The organism is Kordiimonas sp. UBA4487, from assembly GCF_002389025.1.
GTDB lineage: Bacteria > Pseudomonadota > Alphaproteobacteria > Sphingomonadales > Kordiimonadaceae > Kordiimonas > Kordiimonas lacus.
Genome location: NZ_DGNR01000002.1, coordinates 182,368 through 205,705, shown reverse-complemented (window position 1 = coordinate 205,705; position 23,338 = coordinate 182,368). Strand labels below are relative to the sequence as shown.

20 protein-coding genes and 1 tRNA gene are annotated in these 23,338 nt (G+C 57.4%); 9 read left to right on the top strand and 12 right to left on the bottom strand.

The features are described from left to right. Positions 1–83 precede the first annotated feature (83 nt). Positions 84–1,676, top strand: coding sequence for a hypothetical protein (locus tag B3Z17_RS00925; RefSeq protein ID WP_286828180.1), 1,593 nt, complete (start codon positions 84–86; stop codon positions 1,674–1,676). Positions 1,677–1,753: 77 nt separating this feature from the next. Here the strand turns inward: B3Z17_RS00925 and B3Z17_RS00920 are convergent, their stop codons facing one another. Further along, a complete protein-coding gene (locus B3Z17_RS00920; RefSeq protein WP_286828179.1) occupies positions 1,754–3,151 on the bottom strand; it encodes a hypothetical protein in 1,398 nt (465 codons plus the stop codon). A gap of 185 nt (positions 3,152–3,336) precedes the next feature. Further along, complete coding sequence (locus tag B3Z17_RS00915) at positions 3,337–5,091, bottom strand: tetratricopeptide repeat protein (RefSeq protein WP_286828178.1); 1,755 nt, start codon at positions 5,089–5,091, stop codon at positions 3,337–3,339. A 156-nt stretch (positions 5,092–5,247) separates the two neighbouring features. Between B3Z17_RS00915 and B3Z17_RS00910 the strand changes: the two genes are divergently transcribed. Beyond that, positions 5,248–6,573: an FAD-dependent oxidoreductase gene (locus B3Z17_RS00910; RefSeq protein WP_286828177.1), complete on the top strand. Its 1,326-nt coding sequence runs from the start codon at positions 5,248–5,250 to the stop codon at positions 6,571–6,573. A gap of 5 nt (positions 6,574–6,578) precedes the next feature. Here B3Z17_RS00910 and B3Z17_RS00905 read toward each other — a convergent pair whose 3' ends face one another. Genes B3Z17_RS00905 through B3Z17_RS00895 form a run of 3 tightly spaced genes read right to left on the bottom strand, consistent with a single transcriptional unit; the run spans position 6,579 to position 9,029 of the window. Beyond that, positions 6,579–7,022 carry a PaaI family thioesterase gene (locus B3Z17_RS00905; protein WP_286828176.1) on the bottom strand — a complete coding sequence of 148 codons (444 nt, stop codon included), beginning with the start codon at positions 7,020–7,022 and terminating at the stop codon, positions 6,579–6,581. An 11-nt stretch (positions 7,023–7,033) separates the two neighbouring features. Next, a complete protein-coding gene (locus tag B3Z17_RS00900; protein WP_286828174.1) occupies positions 7,034–8,200 on the bottom strand; it encodes a sialidase family protein in 1,167 nt (388 codons plus the stop codon). Further along, positions 8,181–9,029 (bottom strand): TIGR00266 family protein, encoded by an 849-nt coding sequence (locus B3Z17_RS00895; RefSeq protein ID WP_286828173.1) that lies wholly within the window; start codon positions 9,027–9,029, stop codon positions 8,181–8,183. The genes B3Z17_RS00900 and B3Z17_RS00895 overlap by 20 nt, the downstream gene beginning before the upstream one ends. Before the next feature lie 148 nt (positions 9,030–9,177). Between B3Z17_RS00895 and sppA the strand changes: the two genes are divergently transcribed. From sppA to B3Z17_RS00880, 3 genes are all read left to right on the top strand, one after another. Continuing rightward, positions 9,178–11,019, top strand: a complete 1,842-nt coding sequence (gene sppA / locus B3Z17_RS00890; protein WP_286828171.1) for a signal peptide peptidase SppA — start codon at positions 9,178–9,180, stop codon at positions 11,017–11,019. A 2-nt stretch (positions 11,020–11,021) separates the two neighbouring features. After that, a complete protein-coding gene (msrB, locus tag B3Z17_RS00885; RefSeq protein ID WP_286828169.1) occupies positions 11,022–11,420 on the top strand; it encodes a peptide-methionine (R)-S-oxide reductase MsrB in 399 nt (132 codons plus the stop codon). A gap of 114 nt (positions 11,421–11,534) precedes the next feature. Next, on the top strand, positions 11,535–12,161 hold the full coding sequence (locus B3Z17_RS00880) for an FMN-dependent NADH-azoreductase (protein WP_286828168.1): 627 nt from the start codon (positions 11,535–11,537) through the stop codon (positions 12,159–12,161). A 37-nt stretch (positions 12,162–12,198) separates the two neighbouring features. Here the strand turns inward: B3Z17_RS00880 and B3Z17_RS00875 are convergent, their stop codons facing one another. Together B3Z17_RS00875 and B3Z17_RS00870 are read right to left on the bottom strand one after the other, a co-directional pair. After that, on the bottom strand, positions 12,199–13,614 hold the full coding sequence (locus B3Z17_RS00875) for a DUF3667 domain-containing protein (protein ID WP_286828167.1): 1,416 nt from the start codon (positions 13,612–13,614) through the stop codon (positions 12,199–12,201). Between the two features lie 69 nt (positions 13,615–13,683). Further along, on the bottom strand, positions 13,684–14,337 hold the full coding sequence (locus tag B3Z17_RS00870; protein WP_068305033.1) for an MBL fold metallo-hydrolase: 654 nt from the start codon (positions 14,335–14,337) through the stop codon (positions 13,684–13,686). A 167-nt stretch (positions 14,338–14,504) separates the two neighbouring features. Between B3Z17_RS00870 and B3Z17_RS00865 the strand changes: the two genes are divergently transcribed. From B3Z17_RS00865 to kynU, 4 genes are all read left to right on the top strand, one after another. Continuing rightward, positions 14,505–14,708, top strand: coding sequence for a hypothetical protein (locus B3Z17_RS00865; protein WP_286828166.1), 204 nt, complete (start codon positions 14,505–14,507; stop codon positions 14,706–14,708). 82 nt (positions 14,709–14,790) lie between these two features. Next, a complete protein-coding gene (locus B3Z17_RS00860; RefSeq protein WP_286828165.1) occupies positions 14,791–15,651 on the top strand; it encodes a tryptophan 2,3-dioxygenase in 861 nt (286 codons plus the stop codon). Beyond that, on the top strand, positions 15,648–16,286 hold the full coding sequence (gene kynB, locus B3Z17_RS00855; protein WP_286828164.1) for an arylformamidase: 639 nt from the start codon (positions 15,648–15,650) through the stop codon (positions 16,284–16,286). The genes B3Z17_RS00860 and kynB overlap by 4 nt, the downstream gene beginning before the upstream one ends. Then, positions 16,283–17,524: a kynureninase gene (gene kynU / locus B3Z17_RS00850; RefSeq protein WP_286828163.1), complete on the top strand. Its 1,242-nt coding sequence runs from the start codon at positions 16,283–16,285 to the stop codon at positions 17,522–17,524. Before kynB ends, kynU begins: the two co-directional genes overlap by 4 nt. Positions 17,525–17,526: 2 nt before the next feature. Here kynU and B3Z17_RS00845 read toward each other — a convergent pair whose 3' ends face one another. From B3Z17_RS00845 to B3Z17_RS00825, 5 genes are all read right to left on the bottom strand, one after another. Further along, positions 17,527–18,474: a DUF1835 domain-containing protein gene (locus B3Z17_RS00845; RefSeq protein ID WP_286828162.1), complete on the bottom strand. Its 948-nt coding sequence runs from the start codon at positions 18,472–18,474 to the stop codon at positions 17,527–17,529. Positions 18,475–18,566: 92 nt separating this feature from the next. After that, positions 18,567–18,641: transfer RNA gene (locus B3Z17_RS00840), tRNA-Gln, on the bottom strand. 113 nt (positions 18,642–18,754) lie between these two features. Next, the gene (locus tag B3Z17_RS00835; RefSeq protein ID WP_286828161.1) at positions 18,755–19,663 is read right to left on the bottom strand and encodes a 4-(cytidine 5'-diphospho)-2-C-methyl-D-erythritol kinase; all 909 of its coding nucleotides are present in this window, start codon (positions 19,661–19,663) and stop codon (positions 18,755–18,757) included. Next, on the bottom strand, positions 19,660–21,384 hold the full coding sequence (locus B3Z17_RS00830; protein WP_286828160.1) for a tetratricopeptide repeat protein: 1,725 nt from the start codon (positions 21,382–21,384) through the stop codon (positions 19,660–19,662). Before B3Z17_RS00830 ends, B3Z17_RS00835 begins: the two co-directional genes overlap by 4 nt. Before the next feature lie 23 nt (positions 21,385–21,407). Continuing rightward, positions 21,408–23,063 carry an electron transfer flavoprotein-ubiquinone oxidoreductase gene (locus tag B3Z17_RS00825; protein ID WP_068305015.1) on the bottom strand — a complete coding sequence of 552 codons (1,656 nt, stop codon included), beginning with the start codon at positions 23,061–23,063 and terminating at the stop codon, positions 21,408–21,410. Positions 23,064–23,338: the final 275 nt, after the last annotated feature.

Here is a 23,338-nt window from a genome sequence, read left to right as displayed (position 1 = left end):
CCTGAATAAAACATAGGTTTACGTATCCCTGACGACTTTCTATGCTGCCGCTACATATATCAGTTCTCTAGGGGGTAACGCACATGGGACGTACAGCCATCCTGACCACTGCTGTGGTCGGGGCCGCCGCTATCGGTGGCTATTTCTATCTTGCAAACAGCTTTGAAGCCCAGGTTCAGGCGCAAGTTGACAGCTTCATCAGCAATCCGGATTTCAAAGTAGATGTCACATATGACAGCCTGAAAGCCAACCTGCTGTCCGGGACAGCCATGATTGAAGGCATCAAGGTTATCAATCCGGAAAGGCCGGACGGTGAGGCAACGGTCAAGTCGGTCAACCTGGATATTGGCTTCAACCCCATAGCGGGCAGCGCCACCGTCGACGGCTTTCGCATCGAAGGTTTAGATTTTAGCGAGAAGGATGGCTCATTTTCCCTGGAATCCGGTGAAGTCAGGGGCGCAGATCTCCCCGCTGTCATGGCTGCCTTCCAGGAAGAAACCCTGAAAGACTGGCCTTTCACGCTTGTTGAACTTCAGGGCGCCAAAATGGAAGGCACGCCTGCGAATAACCCTTCGCAGAAAGTTATGATGTCCCTAAACACAGCACGCATGGCCACCAATGATGACCAAACGCGCGTCAATGAATTTCTGATCGATGACTTCGTGCTGAATGCAGCAAACAATGGGGCCTTCACGCTGGGGCGCTACGAGGTCACGGGCTTTGGCATTGGCTGGATCAAAGACCTGATAGCGATGAACAGGGCCCCGGAAGGCGAGGAAGGATCAGGCGATGCGTTGGAAATGGCCGCTGCTGCGTCCCTCGCCAAGGCTTCCCTCAACTATATGGGTATCGACTCCTTCAAGATTGAGGATTTCAAATTCGATATGCCGATGCAGGGCATGGCGATGTCGTTCAAAGAGATTTCAATAAAAGACCTTGTCCGCCCGGCTGACCTTGTTCTGGGGGGTACCATGAAAATCGACGCGTTCGAACTGAAGGGCGTGCAGAACACCTCACCGCAGGCGATGCAGATCCTCACCCTGGCTGACTTGGACACCATTCGGCTCGACATGGAGGTCCGCACACAGTTTGATGAAGCGACCGATGCGGTCACGTCAGTCACGACCCTGGCACTGGACAAGCTGATCAAGCTTCAAAGTGAAGGCACAATTGGCGGCATTGATGCCGCCCGGATGTCAGAAAAGCTGTTGGCCTACCAAACCGAGCAGATGCTTGAAGCCTTCCGTGCCGCTGACGGGGAAATGCCACCGCAGCAGGACCCGTTCGCCCAGGTTCTTGAGGCGCTCAGCGTCTACACAGGCTATTATGACAGCGTCGACTTGACGTTGGGCCTTGAAGACCAGGGCCTAATCTCACGCAGCCTGAAGGTCTATTCAGCGCTTTCCGGGATGCCGGAAGACCAATTGCGCGAGCAGTTCACCATGATGGCGATCGCGCAAACGGCGCCCGCGCTGGGTGAAGGCGCGCCTGAAAACCTGGCTGACGTCATCCAGGCCTATATGGCACCCCAGTCGCAACCGATGCGCATCAGCATGCGCTCACTAGTGCCGATGACAGAAGAAGCCCTGAACGGCATCACACCACAAACCTGGCAGGATGTATTCGGGCTGAAGCTGGAGACAGTTGCTTCCACAGGCACGCCAGCCAGCAACTAAACCACCATCACATAACAAAAAAAGAGGGCCGCGCGGCCCTCTTTTCCGTTATGGCAGATACTGCCTGGTCTTGGGCTCTAGCCGAAGATAAAGTCATCGGCACTGATGTTGCCGGCATTAAAATCTTCGAGGATGATCAGCGTCTTTCCTACCGTGATATAGGTATCATCGCCTTCCTGTGAGACATCCATGTGTTTCACATGCCCCTTCGGCAGGTCAGACAGGTCAATCAGGTCGACCCCATCTTCGAAGTCGCTGATGACGCCGCCATCGGCTTTCTTCTCAAAGACAAAGACATCGGCACCTTCGCCACCTGAAACAGTGCCGTTCACTTCACCGCCCCGGCCGAAGGTGAAGCTGTCGTCGCCCGCACCCAAGGAAACATCACCGTCGATCAGGCCGTAGTTCACGACCGTATCGTCAACGCTGGATACCTCATCAGGAAGAGACGACAACAGAATGGCGTAGCCTTCGCCATCGCCATCTGTATCCGCTTCGATCACGCCATCTTCCCCGTTCACGATCGACACCGAGCTCAGGGCGAAAATGCCGTCATCCGCGCTGGCAATCAGACCGTTGTTCTCAATGCTGGCGTCACCGATCAGGCCGAACAGGCCCACGCCCACAGTATCCACGAGGCCTAAGCCGTCGCCGCTGCCGTCACCGCGGCCTTCAATCACGCCATTGTTTACCAGGCTGAACGGAGACTGGATGTCGCTGCCGTCCGGCTGGATGCCCTGAACACCGATCCCTGCTTCGCCGCCGGTGAACAGGCCATCATTGACCACATGGCCGCCGCCAGAGAGCATGGCGCCTGCGCGGATACCATCCAGCACACCGCCTTCATGGTTGTTGATGGTGGTCAGCCCTGCTGCGATGTCTGCCTCGTCAGTTGAGGCTATCGCATAGGACGAGATACCATCATACGCAGCAAACACCGAGCCAATTACAGAGAGATCAAAGGAACCGTCGCTATGGATTGTTCCCCAATTATCGACGGTACCACCATGCATGCGGATACCGTCGTCGCCGCCAATGATTTCGCCATAGTTGGTGATGCTGGCGTGAGCTGACGTGTATTCCACGCCATTTTCATCCCAGTCGACCCTGATTTCGACGCCAAAACGCCCGCCGGAAATCAGACCTTCGCTGCTGTTCACCAGCACCATGTCGCCTCGGTAGGATGCCAGCCCGGCATCCCAACGGACCGGCTCACCGAAATCGATCATCAGGTCACTAATGATGGACCCGTTATTAAAGACGGTAAAGGTATCGCTGGCGCCCGAAAGCACCGCTGGCAGACCTTCATAATCACCCGCATAATAGATGGTGCCATTGTTGGTCAGAATATCATTGTCGCCAAGATATAGGTTCATATAGCCAGTAACGGTCACGCCCGAGACAACGGTGATGTCATCATCACCTTCGTCAAACTCCAAGTTTCCGTTTACGTCACTGTCGATAACAATCGGCATGTAAGGTATCCCCCTTGTATACGGTAAAAAGCGATTGGCTGGGGCTTTTCACCATGGTTAAAAAAGAGTTAATGATACAACCTACAGCAGATAAATCTGAGATCAACCAAAGTTGGCATATATTTAATTCAGGTCACAAAAAAGAGGCCCGCAGGCCCCTTTGGGAACGCCATATTTTCTGCGTGTCAGAGGCGAATTGGGGCCACACCTTCCATGTCACGGCTTGCGTTTTTCAGTAACGCTTCGATCGCGGCAGCTTCGGCATTACGGCCCTGCGCCTCATGCGTCCGCATCAGGCCGTATAGCGACCAGGCACTGTTCGGATGGCGCACCAGACTGGCCTTGAAGGCTTGTTCCGCCTCATCCAGCCGTCCGGCTTCAAAAAGCGCACCGCCCAGGCTTTGCTCCACAGCATAGTACCAGAAGGGTGGTTCGGTATAGCCCATGCTGTTCTGCACTTTCACCGCTTCAGTGAAGAGTGCGACAGCCGCATCTGGCGTGCCCGCCTTCATTGCCGACTTGCCCGCAATGGTCAGGCTGGCCAGCTTCAGAATGCTCGCGGCCGGAATACCCGCACTGGTAATCTTCTCATGGCTCATCAGCGCATCGATCGCGGCCTGTTCAACGGCTGCGCGTGCGTCCCCTGCTTCGGCCAGCTTCACGCCGCGGGCATAGTGCCACATGGCCTTAAGGTACGGCACCGCATCGCCGGGGTCCGGCAGTGCCAATACTTCATCCAGGTCACCAAACTGGGCATAGGCAAAATAGGGTGCTGCTTTGATCGGCGCGATCCATTCGGCGTGGGCCAGCACTTCTGTGGGCACCAATGGGTCCAGACGGCTGGCATAATCCAGCGCCACATCCTCATCACCCGCCATCTGGGCCGAGACCAGAACAAAATGAACATTATGCGGGTAATAGCCGTACCGGTAGAGCATCGATCCACTCACACTGTCCAGATAGGCCTTATCCACCGCCACCGCATCGATGTTGGTATCCAGGCTGTCCAGATAGCGGCCAATCCGAAAATAGATATGCCCCGGCATATGCACCAGATGCCCGGCACCAGGCGCAAGCCCTGCCAGCCTGTCGGCATAGGGTTCCGCCTTTGTCGCCATCGTGCTGGCTTCATAAAGATGAATATACAGGTGGATGGCACCGTAATGGTCCGGGTTGGCACCCAGCACCTTTTCAATCTGGTCAAGCGCAGTCCTGATATGCGCCTTCGGCGTGGTGAAGTCACGCTCCCAATAATCCCAGGGGCTCAGGTCCATCAGAGATTCGGCATAAAGGGTCGCCACATCCTGATCATCGGGGAACTGGGCCGCTACAGCCGCCATGGCATCTGCGTATCCCTGCGCGTCCACATCCATGCCCGCCCGGTAGCGCACAGCAAGCGCATCAATCAATGCCTGTTCACGCGCATCGGCCTTATCTTTCAGCGCAACGGCCTGCGCGATGGCCGTCAGGGCCTTTTCGTTGGCGTCAGCGTCCATCCCCGCGTTGATATTGGGCCCCAAGGCCACGGCTTCGCCCCAATAGCAAGCTGCACAATCGGGGTCCAGCATCTGGGCCGTTTTGAAGGCCCGGATGGCTTCCCAGTGATTAAAGCCGTAAAGAAGTGCGAAACCTTGCCTGAAATAGGCACGTGCTTCGGCGCTTTTGCTTGAGATGGGGAATGCCCGGTGATCCAGCCCCGCAATCAACGGCACAGATGCATCAGCCGTATCGCTGGCCTGCACGGCGCTCGCGATCAGGTGGGCAATATCCGGACGGAACAGGCTGCCCCGCTTGGACCCGATCGGGCCACAGATATTCTGGCGCACTTCGCCAGGATTGAAGCTAAAGCTGACGCCGTCCTCAAGCGGCGTTGTGGGCAGCAAGGTGTGAACGCCCGCAATCGCGGCAAGGCACACCGCTGGTGCAATCAATGACTTCATAATTCCCCCTATGGCCCTTCATAGGCCCCGATTTCCTATCATCAGGTTGAACCCCGAGTGAGCTTACCAGAAAGTGGGGGCCAAATCACCTGCTACGGCCTCTTGGCCCACGCAGGAAATCATGGCATGCTTTCCTCAAATATAAGGGAGGGACATATGGTGACTGAAGGCGCAGCGAATGGATCAGACACGCTATCGGTTGCTGTGATTGGCGCAGGCCCAGCGGGATATTATACCGCAGAGGCGCTCACCAAAAATGACGCCAATGTCCGGGTCGATATTATCGATCGCCTGCCAACCCCCTTCGGCCTGATCCGCGCGGGCGTCGCGCCCGATCACCAGTCCATCAAGAATGTCTCCCGCCGATATGAAGCCACCAACCAGCGTGAAAATGTCCGCTTCGTTGGCAACCTTTCCCTGGGGCGTGACGTCACGCTGGCCGAACTGCGCGACATATATGACGCTGTTGTTCTGGCGACAGGTGCCGCCAAGGACCGCTCGCTGGGTATTGACGGTGAAGACCTGCCGGGCGTGATCGGCTCCGGCCCGTTCGTCGGCTGGTATAATGCCCACCCCGATTTCAAAGACCTGAACCCGGACCTGCGGGTGGCATCCGTGGCTGTTATCGGCAACGGCAATGTGGCGATTGATGTGGCCCGTATCCTGGCCAAGACTGCCAGCGAAATGGCGGAAACCGACCTTGCCCCCCACGCTGCCAAATCAATCCATGGCTCTCCCATCCGCGACATTTACATTCTGGGTCGTCGAGGGCCGCTTGAGGCCAGCTTCACGCCCAAGGAACTGGGCGAATTGAACCAGCTGGAAAACTGCGTGGCCCTTGTGGACGGCAACCAACTGCCAAGCGAAGACATTGACGACATGATGACCGGCGCCCAGCGCAAGAATATGGCGGCGCTCCGACAGATGGCGCAAGCGGACCCCGAAAGTAAACCTGTGCGGCTGCATGTGAAATTCTTCCTGCGCCCCATGGCGGTGTTGGGCGACGAGTGCGTGTGCGGTCTGCGGCTGGAAGAAACCAAGGTCGAAGACGGCAAATGCGTTGGCACCGGCAAAACCGAAGTTCTGCCAACGGGCCTTGTGGTGCCCTGCATCGGTTACCGCACCAGCCCGATCCCGGATGTGCCTTACGACGAACGCTATGGCTGCTTTGAAAATGAAGACGGCCTGATAGGCCCGCGCCTTTACTGTGTCGGCTGGGCCAAACGCGGCCCCACCGGCACTATCGGCACCAACAAGCCGGACGGCGCTGAAGTCGCGCAAAAGATTCTCGCTGAGGTCAGGCCCGCAGGCCGCCCGGGACGGGCAGGTCTGGATGCGCTTGTCAAGGAACGAGACCTGCACATTGTAACCTTTCAGGACTGGAAGAAGATCGAAGCATCAGAAGAAGCCATGGCCGCAGAAGGTGCTCCGCGCCAAAAACTAACAGACATTGGCGAAATGGTGCGGATTGCCGAAAGCTAATCCGATCAGCCTTTATGCTCGCCCCTGCCCTTGACCTTCTTGATAATACCGCTGAAGGCCATGATCGTGCGGTCACCGGAAAAGATTTTACCACGCACGAAAATCAGCGACCGCGTGTCACGTGTGATCTCGCCTGTTGCCTCGACCAATTCCCCCGCCTGCCCGGCGGAAACGAATTCGCTGTTGAAAGCAACCGTGACGCCAAAGCCGCCCAGCGCTTCCTTCGCAATGGCGAAGAGGGCGAAATCCGCAAAGCTCATCAACAGGCCGCCATGTAGCATGCCGCCCGCGTTGCAGTGCCGTTCGGCTTCCGCCACGAAGGCCGACCGGTGTGTGCCGTCGCCATTGTCCTTCAGGTAGAAGGGGCCGATCAGGTCCTCAAACGGGTCCACGTCGCCCCAGGTTCTGTATCCTGCAGCCACAAGATCATCATTTGTTTCAATGGTCATAAAGCCCCGCCTTAATCAATCTCCAGCACCGTACATTCGATGCCGCGTATGCCTCTCTCGTCCGTGATATAGTAGGCAATTACAATTCGTCCATCCGCGAGTTGGGTTGCCGACGGATAACCCGTGTCGCGGCTTGGGCTATCGTCCCTGACAATGACCTCGGATGCGTCCTCAATCGCTTGCCCGGGCGCAACCAAACGGGCCCTGACCCCCATGGGGGCGTGCCTGTAGCCATATACCAACAAAAGCCGGCCATCCTGCAGCACGAACGGGTCATAAGGATGACCTTTGACCTCCACGGTCTGCGGGGGGCCGAACGTCGCGCCCCCGTCGTCCGATCTGGCTGTAACCAGCCTGTCGTCATTTTCCGAGGTTCGGTTGAAAACGGATATCGCGCCTGCAGGCCAAGGGGCAAGGGCCGGCTCCTGCAAACCAATATCATCCATGGCGACAACATCAGGGTTCAGCTGCCAGCTCGCCCCCATATCCAACGACTTGAAAACCCTGAGCGCGGTATATGGTCGACCTTCAAGACGCCCTTGGTAGCCAGCGACCATCAACGTGCCGTCACCCTGTTCAATCATTCTGCCGCGCAGCGCTGCACCGCCCGGGCGATGGCGATAGCCGAAATCGAAAGTTTTATCATCCACCGGCACCATCTGATGATCAGACCAACTGGCTCCGAGATCATCACTGAACCGCGTGTAGCCACCCCAGTTGAGATAGGCTTCGCCATCCTCTGACGGTCGTCTGAACCCCAGCAACCCATGGTCCATCAGTCGGTTCGCATCCGCAGTCGGCACTGGATACCAGAGAAAACCATACTGGATCAGCCGGCCTGTGCTGGTCAGAAACATATTGGCGTCCTGATCCGCCGCTTCGGCATGAGGGGGCAGGATTTTGACCGGTTGAATTGGCGCAAGCGTTTCATCCAGCTTCACGCAGGCTATGTGCGAGCGGAAATGCAGATGATCGACAGAGTCGAAATGCTCATCACGATGCTCGCCCAGCATCCAGCGGTGATCCGGCGCACGGCGAAAAGACAGGATTACCCCACCGTCCGGCAAGGTCACAACACAGGGGAAAGCTGCGAAAAAGCGCTCGTCCCGATAAAGGGTCCTATGTTCCTGAATGCGCAGGCCCACCGCCGAAGCCACCCTAGAAGTTGTCGCCGTCAAGCATACGCCCAACACCGCCCAAGATAGACCCTTCGCCTTTGTCTTTGCCACCATGCTGGGGCGCGCAGGCGAGAACGCGGCCTGCTAGCCGGCTGAATGGCAGGCTTTGCAGCCATACCTTGCCCGGCCCTTGGAGGCGCGCAAAGAAGACGCCCTCGCCGCCGAACACCATGGACTTAATACCGCCGACGCGTTCCACATCCATGTCGACTGTATCAGTCATGGCCGCCAGACAGCCAGTGTCCACATGCAGCACTTCGCCGGGCTTGAGCTCTTTTTCAACCAGCGTGCCGCCAATATGAATGAAGGCCCAGCCGTCACCGTCCAGCCGTTGCATGATGAAGCCTTCACCACCAAAGAGGCCGGTCAGGATTTTCTTCTGGAAATGGATGCCCACCTGCACACCGCGCGCCGCCGCCAGAAACGCATCCTTCTGGCAAATCAGCCGCCCGCCATAGTCCGTCAACTTGATGGGCAGGATATTCCCTGGGTATGGGGCCGCGAACGCCACACGCGCCTTGCCGCCGCCTTCATGAGTAAACACCGTGGTAAACAGGCTTTCCCCGGTCAGCAGGCGCTTACCTGCCCCCAGGAGCTTGCCCATGAAGCCGCCGTCCTGGCCGGACCCGTCGCCAAACACAGCGCTCATGCCAATATACTGGTCCTTGAACATCATGGCGCCGGCTTCGGCAATGGCGGATTCACCCGGGTCCAGCTCGACCTCCACAAATTGCATTTCGTGGCCCTTGATCTCGAAATCCACATCGTCGGCAACGCTGGCCGACCGGGCATGATGGCTTACAGGAACCTCTGGAACATGACTGGTCATTTGCTGTCTTCCTTAGTTTTTTCTCATTAATTCTTCAAAAGCGGGCACATTCTCGCGAGCCACCCTTGACGCTAGCGGTCTGAGGTCGCACTTTCATACTTAAGAAGGCATTTTTGCTGGCATATTTCAAGGTTTGGAGAAGCTCCGTATGAAGGGCGTGTGGGAAATCATTAAGACTATTTTCAAATTCATCCAGGGACTGGGTACCCTTACCCTCGGGATGTTGACCCTTTTCGCCATGTTCGGGATCGTCCTGGCCTTGTCAAGCAGGGGCGAACCCCGCGTCAGCGTGCCGAACGGCGCCGTGATGGTGCTTGATCCAGCCGGCGCGATTGTTGAGCAGGTTGAATATCCAGACCCGCTCGATGCGGTCTTTGCGTCCGAATTCAACCGCGAGCCGCCCCAAACCAGCATCCATGACATCACAGGTGCGCTCAAGCTGGCAAAAACCGATAACCGCATCGCGGCTGTGGCACTGATCACCGACTCGCTCGGCCCCATCGGCCCAAGCCACCTGCATACGATCGCCCAGTCCATTCGCGATTTCAAGGAAAGCGGCAAGAAGGTCTATGCACTCTCAACCGCCTACAGCCAGGCCAGCTACCTGCTGGCCGCTGAAGCCGACAAGGTCTATATGAACCCGGCGGGTAACGTGTTCCTGACCGGCTATGGCTTCTATCCGACCTATTTCAAAAGCCTGCTTGAAAAGCTTGAGGCCAATGTGAATGTGTTCCGTGTGGGCACCTACAAGTCCGCCGTTGAGCCTTTCATCCGGGACGATATGTCACCGGCGGCAAAGGAAGCCAACCTGGCGTTCCTCGGCAGCCTGTGGGAACAATATGAGGGTGCCGTTGTGGAAGCGCGCGGCCTTGAGGCTGGTGCACTGACAAACAGCATCAACAACCTGCCCGACCGGTTGCGGGAAGCGGAAGGCAATTTTGCCAAGCTGGCGCAAAACGGCGGCCTGGTGGATGAGCTGGCGCCGCGCACAGTTTGGCGGAATGCCCTGAAAGAGGAATTCGGCGAAAATCCAGGCGGCGGCAACACCTTCAAGCAAATCCATTATCAGAGCTATCTCGCGGCCAAGCAGGAAAGCCGCCGTGGCGGTAATGAGATCGCAGTGATCACGGCCCAGGGCCAGATTGTGATGGGCGATGGCCCGATCACCGTAAGCGCGGCTGAAACGCTTGTGGGCTATATCCGCAACGCGCGCAACAACCCGAACACTGCCGCGATTGTACTCAGGGTCAACAGCCCTGGCGGGTCAGCCTTCGCATCCGAACTGATCCGGCAGGAGCTGGTCGCGGCACAGGAACAAGGCCTGAAGGTTATCGCCTCCATGGGGCCCGTTGCAGCCTCAGGCGGTTACTGGATTTCCGCGACCGCTGACGAAATTTGGGCTGCCCCTTCCACCATCACCGGTTCCATCGGCATCTTCGGCGTGATCCCGACGTTCGAGAATACACTGGCGAAAGCCGGCGTCTATACGGACGGCGTGGGCACCACCGAGATGGCAGGCGCCTTCTCTACCGCACGGCCGCTGTCTGACATGACCAAGGATGTGATCCAGCAGTCTATCGAGAATGGCTACAGCCAGTTCCTGTCGCTGGTCGCAGAAGGCCGCAACATGACAGTTGAAGACGTGGATAAGATTGCCCAGGGACGTGTCTGGGTTGGCTCCACAGCCAAAGAGCTGGGCCTTGTCGACCATCTGGGCGGCTTTGGTGACGCTGTTGCTGCCGCGGCAACCGCAGCCGGCATTGAAGACTATGACGTTGTCTTCTACCGCGATTTCCCAAGCAAATGGGACCAGATGATCGCAGACATCCTGAATTCCAGCCTGGGCATCGACTTCAAGTCGCAAGCATCCCAAAGCCTGTCGCCGGTGATGCAGACGACCATGAAGCTGAAAGGCGAAGCCGACATGCTGCTGAACTTCAATGATCCGATGGCCAGCTATGCGCTGTGCCTCTTGTGCAAGGTGGAATAGCCATGACTGACGTCAAGAAAACGGACGCCGAGTGGCGCGAGGAACTGACGCCTGAACAATATGCCGTGTGCCGCTGTGGCGGCACCGAGGCGCCCTTCACGGGTGAATATTGGGATACCAAAACACCCGGCACATATCACTGCGCCGGGTGTGGTGCCCCACTGTTTTCAAGCGACACCAAATATGAAAGCGGTTCGGGCTGGCCCAGCTTCTGGGACGCAATCGATGAAAACGCAGTCGCGGAAAAAACAGACACCAGCCACGGCATGGTGCGCACCGAAATCCTGTGCGCCAAATGCGACAGCCATCTGGGCCATGTGTTCCCGGACGGGCCGCAGCCCACGGGCCTCCGCTACTGCACCAACAGTGCGTCCCTGAAACTGGAACCTCACGACAAGTAACGTTCGCAAATATGCAACGCAGGCTTGGGATTTATCGATCTATCTAACCACCTGGCACAACCCTATCTTTCCTTCAAACGCAGCATCCTATGCCCGTTATTGAAGGAAAGATAAATGACCAGCACCACGCAAGCACCCCGCACCATCCTGCGCGTTGACGGAAGCGTCCGCACCAATGGTTCCGTAACCCGTGACCTGACAACCCGCTTCATCGAGACCATCACTGAAAGCAATGATGTCGCCATTCTGCGCCATGACCTGGCTAAGGGGCTGCCGTTGATTGGTGAAGACTGGGTCGGCGCCAACTTCACGCCTGAAGAAGACCGCTCAGCCGAACAGAAGCAAACGCTGAAACTGTCCGACGACCTGATTGCGGACCTGAAGGCTGCGGACGTTCTTGCAATCGGCCTGCCCATCTATAATTTCGGCGTGCCAGCCGGGCTCAAAGCGTGGGTTGACCTGATTGCCCGCGCCCGCGTCACCTTCCGCTACACCGAGAACGGCCCCGAAGGGCTTTTGACCGGCAAGAAAGCCTATCTGCTTGTGGCGTCTGGCGGCACAGGCGTTGGCAGTGATATCGACTTCGCCACCACTTATATGAAGCACGCGCTGGCGTTCGTTGGCATTACGGATGTGACAATCATTGCCGCTGACAGGATGGCTGTGGATGCCGAAGCCAGCCTTGCAAAGGCAGATGGTGAACTGACAGCCGCGGCAAACACACTAAAGCTTGCGGCGTAAAGCATGACAGACGGCGCCCATCACATGGTGCGCGCCATCATGCGTCAGTTGTAAAGGCCGAGGTGTCCCCCATCAGGAGGTCGATAACGTCGATCTCCCCGAGGCCAGCAAATACGATGAAAAGCATCACCAACATCATCACAGCAAAATAGGACACCCAGATGGGCCCGGCCTTGAAAAAGGCCTTCAGCCAACCCTGCCCCTGGCCGATCTTCAACGCAATAATCAGATAGATCGACGTAACCCACCAGAAGATGGTGATGCTCAAGTCGCCACCATAGGTTGGCACGATCACCGTCATGGCCGTCATCAGCAGGAACAGGAAGGTATGGAAATGCAGTGAAAAGACAAATTGCTGCAGGTACACGCGGTCCTTGCCCCAATGGAACACGCGCAGAATGAACGCAAAAATCGGCATCAGCACAAATAGCGCCGGCGGCAGCCAGTCGTTGAACAGCTCGTTAAACGCCTCCGGGTCCTGAAGGGCTTCAGAAAAGCCTCTGGTCGCGCGTTTGAGAAAGGCCGGGTTTTCCGGATCATTGAGAATTTCGTCAATATCCTCCTGTTTCAACCCTTCCCGTGGGTCGTTGGAGTTTTTGACAAACATGGCGATTTCCACATCATAAGGCCAATCGGTGTCAATCCTGACATCGCCACCCGCGCCGCCCGGGTCGCCACCTCCCATCAGCGACCGGATCAGGTCATCACCGTCAATCTTGACGTTTTTACCGTCCTTGGCTTCCCGGATGGCCTGCTTGGTTTCCTCCGGCAGGCGTTCAAAGCCTTCGTCCCCCAGAACAAGGCGCACCTTTTCTTCCGGTGTCAGGTCCGGGCTTTTAATCGCTTCAAGGTCCTCTTTGGACAGGCCTTCCTTGGCAATTGGCTTGGTATCCTGCGCGGCAGTGCCGCCCTCGGTCGTGCTGGCCGGATCAGATTCCGCGAGCCCCGAAGACGCAACCTCCGGCGTCTGCCCCTCTGGTGGTGCCACGTCAGCAGGTGCTTCGACAACGTCTGGCCGGTCAATCGGTGTGACATGGATATCCAGGATGAGGATGTCGGCCACCTTCAAGATCACGAAAAACAGGATCGATATCACCAGATACAGCCGAAGCGGCGGCACAAAGCGCGCCCGCCTGCCGTCCCTGAACGCCCGCGTCAGACCACCAGGTACCAGCACAAGCAGGATCAATGTTTTGAAAAGGCGGCTGTCGGTTGAGATCACATCATCCAGAATTTCCCTGATCAGGGTCCAGATCGGTCGCTTCAGGTCGTCATCTTTCTGGCCGCAAATGTGACAGAAGGGACCGGTAAGCGGAGCATTGCAATTACTGCAAAGCGACCCGGTCTCCTTGATGGAGTTTTCCAGCGTTTTATAGTTGCCACCCTCGCGCAAATGCCGGTGATAGCGCTTGCGCTTAAGATGCAATATCCATTTGCGAATTAGATTTTTCATAATGCCAGCCCCTTAAAGCCCTTATACAGAAAGACTTTTTCAGGCGCCAGCCCAAATGGGGCTGTGGTATCAGGCGCTCCTTAGCGCCTGGTCCCCGACAAATGGGTTGGACTGCCGCTCTGCGCCGAAGGTGGACAGCGGGCCATGCCCCGGCACGAAGGTCACCTCGTTCCCCAATGGCCAGAGCTTCTTGGTGATGGCATTCACGAGATCATCCATATTGCCGCGCGGGAAATCGGTGCGACCAATGGAGCCCTTGAACAGAACGTCGCCCACAAATGCCACCTTGTGGGTGGGTTCAAAGAAAACCACATGGCCCGGCGTGTGGCCGGGGGCATGAATCACCTGCAGCGTCACATTGCCTACCGTGACTTCGTCGCCGTCATCCAGCCACTGGTCAGGGGTACAGCACCTGAGGCCCGGCATATTATAGTTGGCTGCGTGTTCTTCGATGCCGTCGAGCCAGAATTTGTCGTCCTTGTGCGGGCCGATGATCGGCAGGCCCAGCTGTTCCTTGATGTCTTTGGCGCCGCCAGCATGGTCAAGGTGGCCGTGGGTAAGCAGTATCTGCTTCACGTCCACGCCCAGCTGCTTGGCCGCCTGCAGAAGCTTTTCAGCTTCCCCGCCCGGGTCAACAAACGCGCCTTCCATGGTTTCATCGCACCAGATGATGCTGCAGTTCTGCTGGAAAGCCGTTACCGGAACAATTTGCGCTTTTAACATCCTATACTCCTTGGGGCCCCATACCTCTTGGGACAGCAATTCGGGCGGCACCCTACCCTGACAGGCGGCCGGCTGCAAGCAGGCCACCCCACTTTGACAATTTATGTCCTTGCCTTTGCGATTCAAGCTGAGCCAATCTAAGAACACAAATCGGGGAGGACATTTGGGTGAAGATACTGCTGGCGCTCATAATGGTGACTGGGCTTTGCGCATGCACCGTCGTCACCACGCCCATCAAGGTAGCCGCAACCGCTGTGGAAACCACTGTGGATACAGCCACAACAGTTGTCAGGGTGACTGGTAAAGTGGTCGATCTGGCGGCTGATACCAAAGATGTGGTGAAAAAGGCCGATGACGTGGCCCGAAATTAACAGCAGCCAGCCTTATTGAACTCCCCAAATTTATGCGATATGATGCATTTAGTTTAGACCTAAAATAAATGCAGGTGAGAGAATGGCAACCGACCGCAAAGAAGACCAGGGCCCCGCAACGTCCGTTGATGTAACCGGCGAGGATATCCACTGGAACCAGGACATCAGCTATGGCTCCTACCTGCAGCTGGATCGGCTTCTGGAATGCCAGAACCCGCTGTCGACCAAACATGATGAAATGCTGTTTGTCGTCATCCACCAGGCATCAGAGCTGTGGATGAAGGCCTGCATCCATGAACTGGGCGCGGCGATGAACCATCTGGCGGCCGATGATCTTGGCCCGGTGCAGAAGATGCTGTCGCGCGTTGCCAAAATTCAGGCCAACCTGCAGCAGTCGTGGGAGATCCTCTCGACCATGACACCGGCCGACTATGCCGCCTTCCGGGACGACCTGGGCCAGAGCTCCGGCTTCCAAAGCTTCCAGTACCGCGAGATTGAGTATCGCCTGGGCAACAAGAACGCCCGCATGGCCGAAGCGCACAAGGCCTCGCCCGCGCGCTATAACCACCTGCAGGAGGTGCTGGACAGCCCCAGCTTTTATGACCTGTGCCTGCAGCTTCTGGCGAGGCGCGGCTTTGACATCCCTGCCGACAAGCTGGAGCGCAAGTGGCGTGAGCCCTATGAAGCCTCGAAAGGTGTTGAAGACGCCTGGCTCAAGATTTACCAGGACACCACCAAATATTGGGATCTCTATGAGCTCGCCGAAAAACTGGTGGATCTGGAGCATCACTTCCACGCCTGGCGCTTCGCCCACATGAAAACCGTTGAACGCATCATCGGCTACAAGAAAGGCACCGGCGGCACCGGCGGTGTGTCTTATCTGGTGAAGGCGCTGGACCTCCGCTTCTTCCCTGAACTCTGGACGCTCAGGACAAGCCTGTGACCAGGATTTATGACATCAGCCAGACCATTCGCCCGGGCATCCCGGTGTGGCCCGGTGACAGGGACTTTGCGCTTAACCGCACCTGGAACATTGAGCCCGGCTGCCCGGTGAATGTGAGCGAACTTGTCATGTCCACCCACACAGGCAGCCACGCAGACAGCCGCCTCCATTTCGATGACAAGGGCGTGGACTGTGCCGAAACGCCGCTTGATGCCTATATCGGCCCCGCCACGCTGATTGACCTGTCGGCTGAGGTGCCGTCTGGCGGCCTTGTGGAGCCCCGGCATCTGGAAGGCAAGCTGCCCGCGCGGGTCGAGCGTGTGCTGATCAAGCTGTTTGATCGTTTCCCGCACGAAGGCTGGGACCCGAAGTTCCCCGCCATGCACCCGGACAGTATCCAGCTGCTGGCGGACCGGGGCTGCAAGCTGATCGGCCTTGATGTGCCGTCCCTGGACCCACAGGACAGCAAAACGCTGGACGCCCATTTCAAGGTGGATGCCACAGGCATGGCCATCCTTGAAGGGCTTGTGCTCGATAATGTTCCAACGGGCGACTATGAGCTGATCGCCCTGCCACTGAAGATTGAGGGCGCCGACGGCAGCCCCGTACGTGCTGTATTGAGGAGTATCCCATGATCCCAACGTCACTTGATTGGTGCCAGGAGCAAGACCGCAACGACCCGCTGGCTCCGATGAAAGATCGTTTCGATCTGCCGGAAGGCGTCATCTATATGGACGGCAACAGCCTTGGCGTGCTGCCAAAGGGCGTGGACGCCCGCATCGCTGACGTTGTCAAAAAAGAATGGGGCCAGGACCTGATCAAAAGCTGGAACACGGCGGACTGGATTAACCTGCCTGCCCGGGTCGGCAGGAAAATCGCCCCCCTTGTTGGCGCCAAGCCGAATGAGGTCGTGATGGCCGACAGCACGTCGATCAACCTGTTCAAGGTAGCCGCCGCCGCCTGCCGGATGAACAAGGGCCGCACCAAAATCATAACGGAACCCGGCAATTTCCCGACCGACCTTTACATGCTGCAGGGCCTCTCGGACTTCCTTGGCCCCGATGTGGCACTCCAGGTGGTCGACCGCGACCAGATTATTGAAGCCATTGATGACGACACGGCTGTCGTGGTGCTCACGCACGTGCATTATGTCACCGCCGATATGTTCGATATGAAAGCTGTCACCGAGGCCGCGCACGCAAAAGGCGCACTGATGGTCTGGGACCTCAGCCATTCAACCGGCGCTGTACCGGTGGACCTGAACGCAGCAGGCGCCGATTTCGCCGTCGGCTGCGGCTACAAATACCTGAACGGCGGCCCGGGCGCGCCAGCCTTCCTTTATGTGGCAGAGCGCCATCAGGCGGCCGTCAAACAGCCGCTCACCGGCTGGTTCGGCCACAAAACACCGTTTGAGTTCCTCGATGACTATGAACCCGCAGGCGATATCCGCCGGATGCTGGTGGGCACCACAAGTGTGATGGCCGCCAGTGCACTGGATGAGGCCATGAATGCGTTTGAAGGCGTGGACATGATGGTGGTCAGGAAGAAATCCCAGGCGCTGACGGACCTGTTTATCGCGCTCTGCCGCGAGAAGCTGAAAGACCACGGCGTTGGCCTGGCCACCAGCGAAAACCCGGGCAAACGCGGCAGCCATGTGTCACTCAAGTGCGAGAACGGCTATGCGGTGATGCAGGCGCTGATCGAGCGCGGCGTGATCGGTGATTTCCGCGCGCCAGACTTCATGCGCTTCGGCTTCACCCCGCTCTATCTGGGCTTCGAGGATGTCTACCGCGCCGTTGAGATCATGGCTGATATCTTCGAAACTGGCTTCTGGAAGGAAGCCCGCTTCAATGAAAAAGGCGCCGTGACCTAGCCTTAGCCCTGCCGGCGCCAGATTTTCCCGTCTGGCGCCACCTGGATGCCACCCACGTAACGTTCGGCGCCAACATGTGTCATCCAGTCTTCTCGCCCCTCAAGGCAGGCCCGGCCAAGGTCGGTGATGGTGAAGTTCATTTCCGGCCATGCATCACCAACAGCTGTAACCGCACCGCCGTCCGTCAGCCGCTTCAGGTCATACCAATACATCTGGTCACCCAGATACGGCAGCGGTTCGTGTTCATGGGTCAGCGCCTTGAACAGGTCACCTGCACGCATCTCGTTGCCTGTAGCGAGGATTTTGAGGGTCAATTCCTCTGTCAGGCTGAGGCCTGTTGATTTAGCCGGCAACTCCTTGAGGTGCCGCATGATGGCCGGGGCACACAGGGGCACATCGGGTGTGCCCTTTTGTGCGATGCGAACAAGACTATGCGGTGTGCCCTCCGTCAGTGCCGTCCACACCTCCGCGCCCAGTTTCAGCATGCCGTCCGTCACCTGAACGCGCGCTTCAAAAAGCTTCGCCAGGTCATCCCCAGCCAGTTGGCCAAGGCCAATAAAGCGGGGTTCAACTGGATAGTCACCGACACACACCAGCTCAAGCGCCGGGCGCTCTTCGAGCGCACCGAAATGCTTCAGCAGATACATCAGGATCAGTTGGTCGTAGCTGTCGTGCTCAAACCACAAAACAACCCGCTCATAGGCGGCAGCATTCGCCAGCCGGGCATACCTAAGCCGTTGTTTCTTCAAGGCCTGCGCAGGGTCCAGCCCATAGGCGCCGGTAATGAAATCCAGCCGGCTTTCAAGGAACTTCTCCTGCGGCAGGTCCAGCACCGGCCCCTGACAGAAGGGGTCGGAGAAATCGAGGAACGCGCCACTGATGCCTGCAGCCTCAAGCGCCGCCTGAATGTCGCTGCCGCAGCGGATATGCAATGTCTTGTCACTGTCCATGGACCGCACAGTTGCAGAAAAAACAAGCGGACACAACGCATTAGCGCTGCATGTCAGGATAAATTTCATGAAAATTCTGAAGAAGGGAGAACTGGCTGGGGCGGCAGGATTCGAACCTGCGCATGCCGATACCAAAAACCGGTGCCTTACCGCTTGGCGACGCCCCAACTGGTTCGTGGCGCGGTTTTAGTAGAACCGTCCGAGACTGTAAAGACTTTTTTTTGTACTTTTTTTTGGATTTCGATGACGGATCAACTTCACAAAATTTCAAGCATCTTTTTCAGCCGCCTCCAGCCCCCAGATAGTCCGCCATAACCCACCAATTCCTGCGGCTTTCACCAATTTTTCGGGCGGCGGCTTCAGCTTCCTCCGCCGTCTCAAAAAGGGCGAAACAGGTGGCCCCGCTGCCGGACATACGCGCCAGTGTAACACCGTCCTGGCACATGAATTCATCAAGCACATCCGCAACCGCCGGACAGATCGACCGCGCCGCGCCTTCAAGCGCGTTCCGGCTGCTGGCTGCAAGGTCATGCACATTGGCGCATAACACTTCAGCATTCTGAAGCGGTGCATCAAAGGCCGCTGCCGCAACGTGATAAGCCTTGAACACCGCCGGGGTCGAGAGCGGCTCCATCGGATTCACCAGAACAATACCGGCGTGCGAACCAAGCGATACAGGCTTCAGCTCTTCACCGATTCCGCGCACCAACAGAGGCACCTGATGCAGGCATGCCGGGACGTCAGCGCCCAGCTGAAGCGCGATTCCCTCAAGCACACTCATGGGCAGCTTCAGCTTCCAGAACTGGTTCAGCGCCAGAAGCGCCGCGGCCGCGTCAGATGACCCACCACCAATGCCCGCTGCCACTGGGAGGTTCTTTTCAAGCGTTACAGCTACGTTTGGCTCAAGCCCCGCATGAGACGCCAGCAGCATGACAGCCTTGGAGACCAGGTTGCCCTCGCCTGCCCCACCCAATGCCTCGAGAGCCGACGCAAACGGGCCTTCCAGTGTAAAGGTAAACTCTGGTGCTGCGGCCACAGTGACCCTGTCGCCACCTTTAGTGAATACGAACAGGCTCTCGAGCTCATGATAGCCGTCAGCGCGGCGGCCTGTGATATGCAGGAACAAGTTCACTTTGGCCGGCGCCGTCACGCTGACAGGCGGCAGGGCTGCCCACAAGGGCATGCTCATGACGGCTCTTCAAGCCCCAGCTCGAGCTTTTCCTTGAGGGATTCTCTCTCATCGTCCGAGGGGCTGTTGTCCATGGCGTGCCGCCACTGGAAGCGGGCTTCGATCTTACGGCCAACGCGCCAATAGGCGTCGCCAAGGTGATTGTTGATTGTGGGGTCTGTGGGCTCGAGCCGCACGGCTTTTTCCAGATATTGGACTGCGGCCAGGTAATCGCCTGTCAGGTAATGAACCCAGCCCAGGCTGTCGACAATGAAGCCATCATCTGGCTGTTCGGCCACAGCCTGTTCAATCATCGCCTTGGCTTCATCAATGTTCTCGCCCCGGTCAATCCAGCTATAGCCCAGGTAATTGAGCACACTGGCTTCTCCCGGGTTGAGCTGGAGCGCGGTCTTCAAGTCGGCCTCGGCCTGCTGCCAGTTACCCATGCGCTCATAACAGACACCACGGGCGAAGAAGATGAACCAGTCAGATTGCTGCGCAGAGCGAATCTGGCCAATCGCCTGCGTATAATAATGTACGGCTTCTTCAAATTTCTCTTCATCCCGCAGGAGATCCGCCAGCGCAGACAGATGAGCGCTCGAATTTGGTGCGTCCCTCAGGGCAGCGCGCAACAGAGCCTCCGCCTCGCCGTCCCGGCCAGCGGACCTGAGCGCCCCAATGCGACGCAGCTCCGCCAACGGCTTGAGCGGGCTGGTTTGCGGCACAGCAGCGTATGCTGACACGGCAGATTCAGGGGTATCAATCTGCTCCAGCAGGTTTCCCAGCAGGAAATAAATCTCGGACACCTCAGGTGTCAGGTAAGAAGCCACACGCAAATAAATGATTGCAGCTTGCTGCGACCGGCTTTGGGCAAACTCTGTGGCCAAACGGTAGAACACAAGCCCCGCCGCACCGCGCGGGTTGGTGGCGTCCTGGCTGGGGCCGAACCCGCCCGTGATGCGCATGCCTTCGCGCAGCAGGAAGCGGTTGTCGCCAAAGCGCTTGGTCTGCTCGCCCAGGAATTCCCGCGCTTGCTGTTCCTTGCCTGTGCGCGTCAACATGTCAGCGTAGGCCACAAGCGGCTGCAGAGATGCCGGGCGCTCATCGGACGCCAGGGTCTGATAGGCACTGGATGCCGCGTCATACCGGCCGAGGTGATCAAGGATATAGGCGTAATGCTCCTGCCCGATCACACCCAGTCGCGGGTCATTGATAAGCGGCGCAAGCGCCTTGCTGGCGGCCACCAGGTCATTTTCCGCTGCATAGCTCCAGGCCCCGAGGATCGGCGTAATCAGGAAACCGTAGCCAGCCCCCTCCTGCTCGCTCAACCGTTCACGTACAGCTGCCCAATCTTCATGCTTGTAGGCCTCAAGCACATACATCAGGTGCACCAGATCATCATCGACCGGCTCCTCCGAACCTTGCATCCTGACGGCGAGCGAGGCCGCCTCATCCATTCGGCCGGCATACACAAGCTGGAAGAAAGCACGATCAGCGACAAAGCCGCTTTCCGGGTCAGCATTCAGGGCTTCAAGGAAATAGTGGGCTGAAGAGGCGTGTTGCTCATTCTGCTGGGCAAGCGTGGCGGCGACAAACGGACCATACATGGTATTGTCCGCGTCCACCGCCCGAAATTCGCTATGAAGCGTCGATGGCGCCGGGGCCAGCGTGGCAGGGTCGGAACCCTGACCCGCGCATCCCACAAGCGCCAAGGCGAAAGCCAGTGATTTGATAGGCTGCATGCCTGCCCTTTGTGCTCAAAACGTTACATATTGGGGTAGTTGGGGCCTCCACCGCCCTCAGGCACCACCCAATTAATATTCTGTGTAATATCCTTAATATCACAGGTTTTGCAATGAACACAGTTCTGAGCATTGATTTGCAAGCGCTTTTCTTCGCCGTTTTCACCCACGAATTCATACACCCCCGCGGGGCAATAGCGCTGTTCCGGGCCGTTATAGTCAGCCAGATTGACTGTCACCGGAATGCTTTCATCCTTGAGCGTCAGGTGAATCGGCTGGTCTTCCTCGTGGTTGGTGTTCGACAGGAACACGCTTGAGAGCTTATCGAAGCTGATCACCCCGTCCGGCTTCGGATAATCGATTGGCTGGCAGTCGGCCGCCTTTTTGGTGGCTTCGTTATCCTTGTGGACATGTTTCAGCGTCGGCATCAGGAAACCAAGGCCAATGGTATTCATCCACATGTCGAAACCGGCATACATGGTGCCCCATTTGGCACCGAACTTGGCAAGTGCCGGCCGGGCATTCCTGACCTTATAAAGATCTTTGTGAATCCAGCTGGATTTGAAGGCGTCTTCGTAGCCGCTTAGCTCAGTTTCACCGTTCGAGCCCGCAGCGATGGCGTCAAATGCGCTTTCCGCCGCCAACATGGCTGACTTCATGGCGTTATGGGTGCCCTTGATGCGTGGTACGTTCACGAAGCCCGCCGCACAGCCGATCAGCGCACCACCAGGGAAGTAAAGCTTCGGCACGGACTGCAGCCCGCCTTCGTTGATCGCCCGAGCGCCATAGGCCACGCGGCGACCGCCCTCGAGAATCTTGCGTACTTCAGGGTGCGTCTTAAAACGCTGCATCTCATCAAACGGTGACAGATACGGGTTTTCGTAATCCAGCGTGACAACAAATCCGATGGCGATCTGATTGTTTTCCTGGTGATAGATAAAGCCACCGCCCGCTGTGTTGCCAAGCGGCCAGCCCTGGGTGTGAATCACCCGGCCCGGCACATGCTTCGATGGGTCGATGTCCCACAATTCCTTGATGCCAATGCCGTATGTCTGGAACTGGCAGTTTTCCCGAAGGGCAAATTTGGCCTCAAGCTCCTTCGAGAGCGAGCCACGGCAGCCTTCCGCGAACAGCGTGTATTTTGCGTGCAGCTCCATACCCGGCGTGTAACCAGCCTTTTGTTCACCGTCACGGCCAACGCCCATGTCGCCGGTGGCAACGCCCTTGACGCGCCCGTCTTCATGATAGAGCACCTCAGAACCTGCAAAGCCCGGGTAAATCTCAACGCCCAGTGCTTCGGCCTGTTCTGCCAGCCAGCGGGTCAGGTTACCGAGCGACAGCGTATACATACCGTTGTTCGACAGAAGCGGCGGCATCATGAAGTGTGGCAGAGAAGACTTCCCGGTTTCAGACAACACCCAGTGCTGGTTGTCTGTCACCGGCGTATTGAGCGGTGCACCCTTTTCTTTCCAGTCAGGGATCAGCTCATTGAGCGCGATGGGGTCGACAACGGCGCCAGACAGGATATGCGCCCCGATTTCCGAGCCCTTTTCGATCACACAGACCATCAGCTCCTGGTCTTTTTCCTGGGCCAGTTGCATCAACCGGATCGCCGCAGACAGACCTGCTGGCCCGCCACCCACGATCACGACATCAAATTCCATGGATTCACGTTCCATGTTGCGCTCCTTCAAACTTCCCTAACGTCCGGTGCCTAACTTCGCCACATCTTGCATGCGGCCTCAATCCCAAACTGGACCGAAAACAATCATTTTCAAGTGTTTATGCCGTGCGCAGTAGCAAACGTCAAACGCTTGAAAGCAGATTCTTTTCGCACTGCAACATAAGTCATTGATGACGCGACGTCAGGCAGGATTTTTTTATGTGACCTGAAAGCGGAAAGTTTGAGCAAAATTTCAATGCATTTTTTACCTCTGTCTGACTATAGTGGTGC